Annotated in this window: 9 protein-coding genes and 1 tRNA gene; 5 read left to right on the plus strand and 5 right to left on the minus strand. The window is 65.0% G+C overall.

Annotated elements, in window-relative coordinates; genetic code table 11:
• Positions 1 to 68: 68 nt before the first annotated feature.
• Positions 69 to 317 (minus strand): hypothetical protein, encoded by a 249-nt coding sequence (locus tag NUW51_RS00265; RefSeq protein WP_265561689.1) that lies wholly within the window; start codon positions 315 to 317, stop codon positions 69 to 71.
• A gap of 261 nt (positions 318 to 578) precedes the next feature.
• Between NUW51_RS00265 and NUW51_RS00270 the strand changes: the two genes are divergently transcribed.
• The 5 genes from NUW51_RS00270 to NUW51_RS00290 all read left to right on the plus strand — a co-directional run bounded on the left by NUW51_RS00270 (position 579) and on the right by NUW51_RS00290 (position 4443).
• Complete coding sequence (locus NUW51_RS00270) at positions 579 to 719, plus strand: hypothetical protein (protein ID WP_265561690.1); 141 nt, start codon at positions 579 to 581, stop codon at positions 717 to 719.
• Complete coding sequence (locus NUW51_RS00275) at positions 712 to 1530, plus strand: PspA/IM30 family protein (RefSeq protein ID WP_265561691.1); 819 nt, start codon at positions 712 to 714, stop codon at positions 1528 to 1530. Before NUW51_RS00270 ends, NUW51_RS00275 begins: the two co-directional genes overlap by 8 nt.
• A complete protein-coding gene (locus NUW51_RS00280; protein ID WP_265561692.1) occupies positions 1527 to 1970 on the plus strand; it encodes a PspC domain-containing protein in 444 nt (147 codons plus the stop codon). Before NUW51_RS00275 ends, NUW51_RS00280 begins: the two co-directional genes overlap by 4 nt.
• Positions 1970 to 2200: a hypothetical protein gene (locus tag NUW51_RS00285; RefSeq protein WP_265561693.1), complete on the plus strand. Its 231-nt coding sequence runs from the start codon at positions 1970 to 1972 to the stop codon at positions 2198 to 2200. The genes NUW51_RS00280 and NUW51_RS00285 overlap by 1 nt, the downstream gene beginning before the upstream one ends.
• Positions 2201 to 2358: 158 nt before the next feature.
• Entirely contained in the window at positions 2359 to 4443 is a 2085-nt protein-coding gene (locus NUW51_RS00290) for a TonB-dependent receptor (RefSeq protein ID WP_265561694.1), read from the plus strand.
• A 181-nt stretch (positions 4444 to 4624) separates the two neighbouring features.
• Here NUW51_RS00290 and NUW51_RS00295 read toward each other — a convergent pair whose 3' ends face one another.
• The 4 genes from NUW51_RS00295 to NUW51_RS00310 all read right to left on the minus strand — a co-directional run bounded on the left by NUW51_RS00295 (position 4625) and on the right by NUW51_RS00310 (position 11615).
• Positions 4625 to 8875, minus strand: a complete 4251-nt coding sequence (locus NUW51_RS00295) for a beta strand repeat-containing protein (protein ID WP_265561695.1) — start codon at positions 8873 to 8875, stop codon at positions 4625 to 4627.
• A gap of 478 nt (positions 8876 to 9353) precedes the next feature.
• Positions 9354 to 9426 (minus strand) — tRNA-Thr (locus tag NUW51_RS00300).
• 24 nt (positions 9427 to 9450) lie between these two features.
• Positions 9451 to 10299, minus strand: a complete 849-nt coding sequence (locus tag NUW51_RS00305; protein ID WP_407696347.1) for a hypothetical protein — start codon at positions 10297 to 10299, stop codon at positions 9451 to 9453.
• Positions 10300 to 10304: 5 nt separating this feature from the next.
• Positions 10305 to 11615, minus strand: coding sequence for a mechanosensitive ion channel (locus NUW51_RS00310; protein ID WP_265561697.1), 1311 nt, complete (start codon positions 11613 to 11615; stop codon positions 10305 to 10307).
• Positions 11616 to 11744 lie beyond the last annotated feature (129 nt).

Genomic DNA, 11744 nt, shown 5'->3' on the forward strand with positions numbered 1-11744 from the left:
CCGATCAGGGTTAAGACATCGTAAGCCGACTTAGCCTTTGTTTCCTAACGCTTTAATCTGGATCAATTTCAGGCGGGCGGGGCCGTCACCGGGACGGCACCGTCGGGATATCCCTGCGCGCGGAGGCGACGGTTGCGGCGCCATTCGAGCCCCTTCTTCACGGCCCAGCCGGCAGTGAGCGCGGCGCCGAGCGGGCCGAGGCCGCGCTTGGCAATGAAGGGAAGCGCGGCCGCCGCGGCAGTGCCGAGCGCGCCGCCGCCCAGCGTCTTGGCGACCTGACGACCGGCAAGGCCGGTGGCGATATTACGAAACAGCATGAAGAATTCTCCGACAGGATGAAAATGGTTCGAGCAATGAACGCACCAACCGCGTGCGGGGGTCCGAGCGAGGCGAGGCTTCGACACGCGCGGCGGGCGGTTGGGACCGCATCCCAACCCATGGTGGCGAATCCCACCAAACCGACAAAGGCGGGCGAAAAAACCTGGGTTTTTCGACAAAAAACAAATTGGCACGCCCCGTGCATATCATGGTCCATGCGGCCCGACGCGATGGGTCGCCCGATAATAAAGGGGAGTTTGATGATCATGTTCGGCAACAATTTCCAACGCCACCTGGTGGCTGCCTTCGCCTCCATCCTGATGAGCTCGATCGCCATCGGCGCCGCCGTGGCCCCGAGCGACCTGTCCGCCAGCGCGATCGTGATGCCCGCCCATGCCTGACCTGACCCCGATCCATGCACAGCCAAAGAAGCGCGTGCGCAACCTCGAGCCGCTGGGGCGGACCGAGAGCGCGGGGGCCGGTAACGGCGGGCGTCTCGCCCCGCTGGGCGCGATGCTGTCGGGACCGATCTTTACCCGGGCCCGCGACATCATCGCGGCCAATGTCAACGAGTTGATCGAGAAGAGCCAGGACCCGGCCAAGATGATCCGCATGATCATCATGGAAATGGAAGACGTGCTCGCCGAGACCCGCGCCACAGCGGCCCGGGCGATCGCCGACCTGACGGAAATGCGCGCCGCGCATGGCCGTCTCGAGCAGCTCAGCCTCGACTGGCAGGGCCGCGCCGAATTGGCGCTCGAGAAAGGCCGCGAAGACCTCGCCAAGCAGGCGCTGATCGAGCGCAGCAAGGTGAGCGACATGCTCGGCAGCCTGGCGAGCGAGATGAGCGGCATCGAGGAGGTGCTGAAGGGTTATGAGGCCGACATCCAGCGGCTCCAGTCCAAGCTGCACGAGGCGCGCAGCCGGCAGGCCTCGATCGCCAGCCGCATCGAGAGCGCGATGAGCCGTGCCCGCGCCCGCGAATTGCTTTATGGTGAGCGCACCGAGGACGCATTCGCGCGGTTCGAACAGCTCGAACGCCGCGCCGACATGGCCGAGGGTCATGCCGATGCGATGGGGCTGGGCGCGAAGAGCCTCGAAGAGGAATTCGCCGAATTGAAGGCCGAGGAACGGGCGCTGGAAGCGCTCGAGGAAATGAAGAAAGCCCGCGCGACGATGCAAGAGGCGGGCGACAAAGGGGACCGTCAATGAGCAAGCAGTATCGCTACAGCCTCGCCAGGGAAGACAAGAAGGTCGCGGGAGTGTGCGCCGCGGCGGGCAAGCGCTTCGGGGTCGATCCGACCTTCCTGCGCATCGCCTTCATCTTCACCTTCCTCGTCATCGAATGGGAGCTGGCGGTCGGCGCTTATATCGCCGCCGGGCTCGCGCTCACCTTCATGCGCGCCAAGGAATTGGGTGCCGGGAACACGACGGCGCGCAGCATCGAGCATAAGGCGCCGCGCGGGTCGGTCCACGACCTTCGCACCAAGCTCGACGATCGCGACCGTCGCATGATGGCGATCGACCATCACCTGTCGAGCCATGACAGCGACAAGCTGGCCCGCGAGATCGAGGAGCTGCGCGCCAAGGTCGATGCCAAGAAGGCCGAGGCGGGCAAGGATGCTGCCGCCGCCAGCGAAGGAGATGCCTGATGACCGATCCGCTGAGCATTGCCCTTGTGGGCCTGTCGGTGCTCGCCGTTGCAGCGCTGGCTGCCTTTTCCGGCCTTCGCGCCTTTACCGGATGGCTCGATCTCAAGCGCGCCGAACTCGATGGGCGGATGGATGCCGAGATCGCGCCGGCGGGCGGGATGATCGAGATCGCCGACCTGCGCGAACGGGTTCGCAAGCTCGAGGCCATCGCGGCGGGGATCGACCCCTAGGAGCCGTCACGATGATCGGACACCCTTTGAAGGGCCCTTGCAGCGATGCAGGGGCCCTTTTCGGTTGGTCGCATGTGCCGGGCGCCTCATCGCTAACAAATTGGCCCACAGCCGGCCATTCATTGTCTTGATATAATGTTACGTCTATCTGGCTCGGCATGATCAGCTTGCTTCTCGCATCGACCGCCCTAGCGTCCGTCCAATCCGCTTCCGCCCCGACCGACTCGCCCGCCGAAGAAGACCGTATCGTTATCACCGGCCATGTGATCGAGGGGCTCGACCTTCTTGCCGGCGCCTCGGTTGTCGAGGGCGAGGATCTGGTCCGCAGCATCGAGACGCAGGTCGGCGACGCGCTGACCGGGGTGGCGGGCGTGAGCGCCAGCAGCTTCACTCCCGGTGCCTCGCGCCCGATCCTGCGCGGCTTTTCGGGTGAGCGCGTGCGCGTCCTCAACGACGGCATCGGCTCGATCGACGTGTCCAACACCTCGGCCGACCATGCCGTGACGATCGACCCGCTGACCGCCGAGCGGATCGAGGTGCTGCGCGGGCCCGCCGTGCTGATTTTCGGCGGGCAGGCGATCGGCGGGGCGGTCAACGTGATCGACCGGCGCATCCCGCGCACCGACACCAACGAGGGATATCATGTCGATTTCCTCGGCCAGCTGCGCAGCGCCGACGATGGATCGGCGCTGGGCGCCGCGCTCGACGTGGAACTGGTCGAAGACCTGTATTTCCATGTCGATGGCAGTTGGAACCGCGGCGAGGATCTCGAGGTCGGCGGCTTCGTCCTGTCCGATGCGCTGCGAGCCGAAGCGCTGGAGGAAGCGGCCGAGGAGCGCGAGGAAGGGCATTTCGAGGAAGCCGAGGAACTGGAGGAACTCGCCGATCTGCGCGGCGTGCTTCCCAATAGCGGGTTCGAGCAATGGTCGGCAGCGGCAGGCCTCGGATATGTCGGCGAGCGTTTCGAAGTCGGCGCATCCTACAGCATTTTCGACACCGACTATGGCGTTCCGACCCGTCCCGGCGCGCATCATCATCACGAGGAAGGCGAGGAAGGCGAGGAAGAAGAGGGCGAGGAAATGGTGTCGATCGGCATGCGGCAGGAGCGGCTCGACGCGCGCGCGCGTGTCAATCTCGACGGTTTCTTCGAGCATGCCACGCTGCGTCTTGCCACCGCCGACTATACCCACACCGAATTCGAGGGCGAGGAAGTCGGCACGGTGTTCGATTCCTCGGGCTTCGAAGCGCGGTTTGAGCTCAAGCAGGCCGATCGCGACGGGCTCCATGGCGCTTTCGGCGTGCAATATTATGCGCGCGAGTTTGACGCCGTGGGCGCAGAAGCGTTTCTGCGCGACAATGAGACGACGAGCTTCGGCATCTTCGCGCTCGAGGAATTCCAGCCCGGCGCGCTGGGTATCGAGGCCGCCGCGCGGATCGATTTCACCGAGCACGACAGTGGCTTTTTCGACATCAGCCGCAATTTCACGACGGTCTCGGGGGCGCTCGGCACCAATTACGAGGTCGGGCCCGACGCCACCATTGGCGCCAACCTGTCCTATACCGAGCGTGCGCCGAGCCCTGAGGAGCTGTTCTCCGACGGGCCGCATATCGCCACCTCGGCCTTCGAGGTGGGCGATCCGGACCTTGGCGTCGAAAGCAGCGTGGGCGGCGAATTGTTCGCTCGTTACGAGAGCCGTGCGGTCGCCGCGCGGGCGACGCTATGGGCCAATTGGTTCGACGATTTCGTCTACGAGGCAGATACGGGACTGGAAGAGGACGAATTGCCGCTGTTCGAATATCGCCAGCAGGGCGCCGATTTCTGGGGTGTCGAGCTCGAGGCGTCCGCGCCGCTGTGGCAGGACGGGCGCTGGAGCGTGGAGGGCGACGTCGTCGCCGATTATATCCGCGCCACGCTGGAAGACGGCTCGCCCGTGCCGCGGATCCCGCCGCTGCGGGTCGGTGCCGGGCTGAGCGTGTCACGCGATACGCTGTCGGTGCGCGGCGAGGTGGAGCGGGTTGCGGCGCAGGAGCGCACGGCGGCGTTCGAGACCGACACCGACGGCTTCACCATGGTCAACGGCTCGGTGAGCTGGAAGCCCTTGGGCGAGGATAGCGAGACGGTGCTGATGCTTCAGGCCAACAACATCTTCGACGTTACCGCGCGGCGCCATGCGAGCTTCACCAAGGACTTCGCGCCGCTGGCCGGGCGCGATATCCGGGCGACGGTGCGACTGAGCTTCTAGCACCCGAATTTTCCCGGGTCTGAAACGAAGAAGGGTCGGTCCGAGAGGACCGGCCCTTTTCACTTGCCGTCGTTAGGAAAGCTTGCATCCAGCCTCTTGGGGTCTGCATCCCGTCCAAAAGAAAAGGGCCGGTCCGAAGACCGACCCTTTCCTCTTCTGGCCGTTTTACCGGCCCCGGGCCTTAGCCGCGCTCCGGTTCCGGAGCGGGCGGCGGCGGCGGCGGCGGCGGCGGCGGCGGCGGGCACTGCTCGGTCGCCAGGATCACCGTGCCGTCGGGGCAGGTGATGGTCGCCGGGGGCGGGGGCGGCGGCGGCGTCGGCCGCGACACTACCGGCGGGGGAGCCGGCATGGCCGGCGCCGCGCCACCGAGGGCGAAGCTCAGACGGACAAGGCCCTGATGTGCATTGTAGCCGTCGGCAAAGTCGCCACCGTAAGCGAGCGCCAGACGACCGGCACCGATGTCGAAGCCGGCTTCGGCGTCGAGTTCGAAGTGGTCGTCGACACCAACGCGGCGCTGCACCACGTCGAAGCTACCCAGTTCGGCCGAGGTCAGGCGAACCACGTCTTCATCGTCACCGAAGTTCTCGACGTAGAAACCGCCGACACGGAAGTCGATGCCACCAGCATCATAGATGAGGTTGGCACCGGCCTTGCCTTCGAACCAGTCGTTGCCTTCGCGGTCGATGGCGAAGTCGAAGCCACCGACTTCGGTTTCGTCATAGCCAAAGTCGGCATAGTCGACACCGATGGTCGGGACGATCGACAGCGCCGGGCTCAGCGGGATACCGAAGCCGAGGTTGGCACTGGCGACCAGACCGTCGAGGTCATAGTCGTTGGTGACCAAGCCAAGGTCGGTGTCGCGCAGGGCCGAGCCGTCGGCCCAGACATAACCCAGTTCACCGTTGATGAAGCCATTCGAGCCGAGGTTCGCCAGCGCGTAGATGGCGGCCTTGTAGGCACCGATATCGCGATCGTAGACAAGGTCGTTGTCGCCGAAATCGATATTGGCATAGCCACCGGTGAGACCGATACGGGCACCGCCCAGATCGACGTCGGCACCGATGCTCGCGGTCCAGGTGTCGGCTTCGTAACCGACGTTGGTCACCGAGAAGGCGTCTGCTTCCGCGGCACGGTAGCTACCCTGCACCCAGAGGTTCACGCCCGGGCTGTCGAGATCCGCACGCGGACCGTCGAGATACTGGTTCATCGTCTTGTGCGCTTCGAACAGTTCGCGCGACACGCCGCCATCGAGGATCGGAAGAACTTCGGCGGCAAAGCGGTCGAAGTCTGCCGGATCGAGGGCGTTGATGATGTCCAGGTTGGCCGGATCGATGGTTCCGTCGAGGAAGCCGTCGGTCAGCGCATCGCCCAGCACGACGATGTTCGGATCGAGGCTGTCCACGCCGACATTCACGCCATTGACCGCGACCGAGATGCCGGTGCCGTCCACGGTGGTGACATAGTCGAGGAACAGGTCGTCGTCATTGACGGTGACCGTGCCGCCGGCATCGGTGAAGGTGCCGGTGGTCGTGACGACCGCAATGTCCATGTCGATGAGGTCGGCATCGAGCGGGGTGTCGATCAGGACTTCGCCGGTCGCGGCGAGCGTGCCGTCACCGTCGATCGTCAGGCTGTCTAGCCCCAGGTCGAAGCTGTTCGTGCCGTCGAGGGTGAGGTCGCCCGCGAAGGTGACATCGCCCACCACCATGCTGTCGCTCAGCGTGGCGGTTTCGAAGCCGAGCGGGCCGAGGTCCGCATTGAGCATCGAATTGACGATCTCGAAGCTGTCCGTACCGTCGCCGCCATCAAAGTCGCCCATGAAGGTGGCGAAGTCTTCCACGCCGTCGAAGACGAGCATGTCGTCGCCGCCGCCAAGGTTCACGTCACCATCGGTGCTGGCACCGGTGGTGAAGGTCACCATGTCGTCGCCATCGCCGAGCGCGACGGCGGTGCCGCCGGTGCCGGTGATGTCGCCAGCCGAAGTGATGGTCACCTGGCTGCCGTCGAGCGAGGCGATGCCGATGTCACCCGACACCGAACCGGTGGTGCCGATAGTGATGTCGGTGCCAACGCCGGTGCCGGCATAGATGCCGGCATCGTCGGTGAGGTCGAGATCGCCGCCAACGGTCGCATCGGTCGAGGAGACCATGCCATCGACATTGATGGTCACGCCATCACCGTCGACCAGGATCGCATTCCCATCGTCGACCATGACGCTGCCATCGGTGTCGACATCAAGGGTCGAGCCGGCGGCGAGCGTCACCATTTCGGTGGTGTCGCCGGTCAGCGTGACCGTGGTGTCTTCACCGACGGTGAACATGGTGTCGCCCGCACCCGACAGGACGAAGCCGCCCGTACCGGTCTGCAGGAAGGAGACGTCCTCGAAGTTGAGGAAGTCGCCGGTCGACGAGAAGGCGTCGAGCGTACGGCTGACGTCGGCGTCGGTATCGTTGCCGAAGATCAGCGCGTCGGTGCCGGTGCCGCCATCGACGTCGCCGGTGACGGTCGCCGAGTTCCACTGCTGGAACACGTCGTCGCCGTCGCCGAGATCGGCGGCGAGGCCGTCACGGCCTTCGATCGAGCCGTAGTTGGCAACCGTGGTCGAGGCATTCATGCCGTCGACGGTGGCGATCCCGATGTCTCCCGAGATGGTCCCGGTCGCTTCGTTGGTGATCATCACGCCGTCATTGTCGCCGACATAGATGCCGATGTCGTCGTCGAGCGTGGCATCGGTGCCGTCACCCGAATTGATGAGCCCCGCATTGGAAATCATCACGCCATCGCCATTGACGAGAACGGCATTTCCGTCCGCGACATCGACGCTGCCATCAGCACCGACCGAGAAGTCGCTGCCCGCTTCGAGCGTGACCATTTCGGTGAGGTCGCCGTCGAGCATGGCCATGCTGTCGGCGGCGAGGGTGAGCATCGCGTCCGACGTGCCAGTGAGCGTGACGTTGCCGAGGCCCTGCGTCAGGACCTGGATGTCCTCGACGTTCGTCAGCTGATCGAGCGAGCGGCTGACGTCTTCATCGCTGGCGTTGCCATAGATGACGAGATCCATGTCGTCGCCGAGATCGATGTCGCCGGTGATCGTGGCGCTATCCCAATACTGGACGACATCGTCGCCAGCACCAAGATCGACGGCAGTGTCGCCGTCGGTGGTGATTTCGCCATAAGCGATGAGCGTGTTGGCACCCGCATCGCCCATCACGGCGGCTTCGCCGTCGCTGACGATGATCGAGCCGTCTTCACCAACGGTCAGCGTGGCGCTGTCGCTGATGGTGGCATCGCCGGTGATGTCGCCGTCGAGCGTCGCCATGCTGTCGTCGGTCACGACGAGGTCGGCATCGCTAGAACCGGTGAGCGTGACATCGCCCGCGCCGAGCGTGGTGACGTTGACCGTTTCGAAGCCGGCAAGCTGATCGAGCGAACGCGATACGTCGACCGCGCTGTCGTTGCCATAGGTGATGTTGTCATCGCCAAGGCCGCCGTCGATCATGCCGGTGACGGTTGCCGTATCCCAATATTGGACGCTGTCCGCACCATCGCCGAGGTCGATGGCGGTGGCGCCATTGGTCGACACATCGCCGTAAAGGACGAGGCTGTTATCGCCATCCGAACCGACGATCGCAGCTTCATTGTCGGTGACGACGACCGAACCCGTGTCGGCCACGGTGAGCATCGCATCGTCGCCGATGGTAATGTCATCCGTATTGTCGCCCGACAGGGTGACCATGCTGCCGTCGGCAATGGTGAGCGCCGTGGAACCCAAGCCGGTGAGGTTGGTCGTGCTGCCGGCGCCCGAGGTGAGGATCACATAATCCTCGAACCCGGTGAAGTTCGCGGCATCGTTCACGCCCGTGAGCGACAGGTCCGAATTGGCGCCAGTGTCATTGCCGAAGACGATCGTGTCTTCGCCCGTGCCGCCGAGGACCGTGCCGCTGGTGGTCGAGCCGGCCCAGCTCTGGAAGTAGTCGTCGCCGCCGCCAAGGTCGACGGCCGTGCCGCCGGAGCCGGTGAGCGAGCCACGGTTGATCACGGCCTGGCAGGTATCGCCAGCGGTGCTGGCATCGACACCCACGGTGCCGGTGATCGTACCGGTGGAATCGTTTTGGACAACGGTGTTGCCGCCGGTGATCGTCACGGCCGTACCCGGCGTCGTATTCACGATCGAGCCTTGGTTGGTCAGATAGTTATCGGTTCCGATGGTGAAGGAATTGCGCTCACCCGTCTCCGTCAGGAGATAGGTGACGCTAGAACCGTTGGTGACGTCGGTACCAGGCGCCGCGTCTGAACTGGTGAAATCGTAGGTGGTCGGCTCCGAGACGCCGCACGAAAGATGACCCGCCTGTGCCGGCGTGGCAAAAAGCGATGCGGTGGCGATGGCCGCCACCGCGGTGCCCGTGAGGGCCCGTGTACGTTGAATTGTCATGATATTCCCCTCTTACTCCCTTGAACACAGGCACAGGCCGGGAGGGCCGACGTGTGCCAACACGATGAGGCTCAAGCGCCGCATGCAGATCGAAGTTCCATCGCGTCGGGCGCCGAATGTCTCGGGCGCAGGCCGATATGCGATGAAGCGATGCAATGGATCGACGAAGGGCGGTCGAATTTTACCGGCCCCAAAGGCCACCCCCTCTGGCGTTGATCAAAGTTGTTGCAAAATTACAACGGTTTGGCCGCAATTAGCGTGCTCAGGGTAATATTGCGACGCTTTGGCTTCGTCGGGGACTTCCAGAGGGCGTCCTGGCGACGTCCGGTTCGAGATTCCGATGCCTGCGTATCGTTGTCGGGCTTGCGCGCTTCGAGGCCACTTCATCGCGCGTCCTCGAACTCACTCGACGGCCGCACGCCCTCTTTGGGGCGGCGATGCCGTCGGCCATCCCCCGGATAGCCATTAGCCATCGCGGTGCCGGTTGCAGGAGTCGAACCCGCGACCTTCGGTTTACAAAACCGCTGCTCTACCAGCTGAGCTAAACCGGCTTCCCGCGAAATGCGCCCTTAAACTCAAACCACGCCGAAGGTCCAGCCTTCGGTGCGCGCGATCTTGGGCGTCATTGCGGCGGGCGTGAAGGGAGCGGGTTCGGTCGCGAGGACGTGCATCATCCCCGCGGCGGTCACTAGCGCATCACTCTCATGATCGCTCGGGTCATGGTCGAGGCGCGCGGCCGGGCTGCCGAGCGCGACGAGGGCGGTGTCGAGGCCATCGGCGGTGCGCAGCTTGGTGCCGCGCCCGCCCGCGCGGCGGAGGTAGAGGCGGCCGTAGATTTCAACTACTGCGCTGCCGTCTTGTGGAAGCGGATCGAAGGGCCAGACCGGAAGCTGACCGTCGAGGCGGTGGAGGAGGCGCATGCCCGCGAAACTGGCCTTGGCGACCTGCGCCGCGCCGATCGCGTCATAGACCGTCGCTGCCTTGCCGCCACCCATGGCATTGAGCTGCTTCTCCACCGTACGAAACCACATGAAGCGCGCTTTCTCGCCATCGGCCTTGCCGAAATAGAAGTGGCGGCGGTGCTTGTGCTCGAGGAAGCTCGCCGCGCCGAGGTCCTCGTCGTCGCTCAAGCGGTCGACATAGGACCAGAAGGCCTTGGCGGTCTGCGGCACGTTTTCGCCCGGCAGGTAACTACCGCGTTCGATAAGCGGCGGGGCGAAGGAGAAGTCGAAGCCGAAGAGGGTGGGGGCGCGGCTCGCTTCGCCGCGCATCCAATCGAGGACCTCGGCGCGTGACCATATGTGTCCGGGACGCACGAGCGCAGGCGCACGGCCGCGCTCCATCCGTGCGACCGCAATGCCCTTGTGCCGCGCCCCCTTCGCGCCGGACCAGTCGATGGCGACGGTCCGGGCGAAGCGCCTGATGAGGCTCACACCAGCGGCGGCTGGCTGTCGTCCTCAGGCGGCGGCGACTTGGGCAATTTCTTGGGACGCGGGGCGCGAGGCGCACTGGTCGCGTCAGCCTGCGCATCCCAACGTTCCAGCGTGCGCGCGGCGAAGTCGCGTCCGCCGAGCCCGAAGGCCAGTGCGGTGGCGATGGCGGCAGAGCCAAGGATGAGGCCGAATGCGAGGATCACGATCTCGTTGGCCAGCCCCATGAAGGTGAGGCCGATGGCGGTGAACAGCGCGATGATGGCATATTTGACGATTGTCTCGGCGTAATTGCCCTCGCCCGTGCCGGCGCCGACGAGGCGTGAAAGGAGGCGCGAGAGGAACAGGCCGGCGACGATGATGATCGTGCCGAAGATGACCTTGCCGCCGAGCGCGGTGACTTGGAACAGCAGCGCGGCGACGCTGTCCCCGCCAATCGAATGCATCGCCTCGATGGCGGCGGTCAGCATGACGGCGACGAAGGCGATGGCGCCGACGATCTTGGACGGCTGGGCCCCCTCGCTCATGACGCCGACCGAGCGGATCGCATTGTCGAAGCCGAGGCTCGGCAGGATGGTCTCGATCAGCGATTTGACCCAGCGGCCGATAACAAAGGCGATGGCGAGCCAGAGGAGCGCGGCGATGACCTTGGGGATGGCGAGCGCGATGACCTCGAGCATATCGGTCGCGGGGCCCGAAATGGCTTCGATCTGGAGCGCCTGGAGCGCGGCGATGGAGGCCGAGACGATGATGATCGCGCTGACCGTCATGCCGGCGGCCTTGGCGATCGAGTGGCGCACCGGGGCGGCGCCCTCGCTGGCCTCGCCCTCGGCCGAGACGGCAACGGGCTTGTCGCCCATCGGCAGGCCCGCGCGCGCGGCCCAATCCTCGATGTTGAGCGCGCGCAGCGCGGCCTCGACGATATGGCGCGCGACCTTGGCGACGATGAGTCCGACGACGAAGATGACGACCGCGCCGATAAGATTGGGCAGATAGCTGAACACCTCGTTGGTCATGCGGGTGACCGGGGTGAGGACGTTCGACAGGCCGAGCGGCTCCAAGGCGGCGACGAGGCCGACGAGCCAGACCAGCCAGTAGCCGAGGCGACCGAGTTCCGCACCGATGGACGAGCCGTCCATGTCGGGGTCCTTCTGGAGCGCGGGCACCTTCTCGACGAGGCGCTTGATCGCCCATTGCACGGCCTTGGCGATGAAATGGGTGGCGATGAGGATGAGGAGCGCGAAGAGGACGCGCGGGCCCCATTCGGCGAGCTGACCCTGCCAGTAGGCAGGCATGTCGGATTGGTACATGGGTGGTCCCCCTGTTGGACGTTACGGGCTCGATGCTACGCCGAAACGATCGTCGTGGCAAAGCGATACGACGTATCGGCTCGCGGAACCCGCGAGCGTCACGATGCGTGAAAGTGGCGAAGCGAAGGA

This window comes from Sphingomicrobium arenosum, assembly GCF_026157085.1.
Classification (GTDB): domain Bacteria; phylum Pseudomonadota; class Alphaproteobacteria; order Sphingomonadales; family Sphingomonadaceae; genus Sphingomicrobium; species Sphingomicrobium arenosum.

Coding starts and splice junctions, on each gene's coding strand:
- NUW51_RS00265 (WP_265561689.1), bottom strand. CDS start 317: ATGCTGTTTCGTAATATCGCCACCGGCCTTGCCGGTCGTCAGGTCGCC.
- NUW51_RS00270 (WP_265561690.1), top strand. CDS start 579: ATGATCATGTTCGGCAACAATTTCCAACGCCACCTGGTGGCTGCCTTC.
- NUW51_RS00275 (WP_265561691.1), top strand. CDS start 712: ATGCCTGACCTGACCCCGATCCATGCACAGCCAAAGAAGCGCGTGCGC.
- NUW51_RS00280 (WP_265561692.1), top strand. CDS start 1,527: ATGAGCAAGCAGTATCGCTACAGCCTCGCCAGGGAAGACAAGAAGGTC.
- NUW51_RS00285 (WP_265561693.1), top strand. CDS start 1,970: ATGACCGATCCGCTGAGCATTGCCCTTGTGGGCCTGTCGGTGCTCGCC.
- NUW51_RS00290 (WP_265561694.1), top strand. CDS start 2,359: ATGATCAGCTTGCTTCTCGCATCGACCGCCCTAGCGTCCGTCCAATCC.
- NUW51_RS00295 (WP_265561695.1), bottom strand. CDS start 8,875: ATGACAATTCAACGTACACGGGCCCTCACGGGCACCGCGGTGGCGGCC.
- NUW51_RS00310 (WP_265561697.1), bottom strand. CDS start 11,615: ATGTACCAATCCGACATGCCTGCCTACTGGCAGGGTCAGCTCGCCGAA.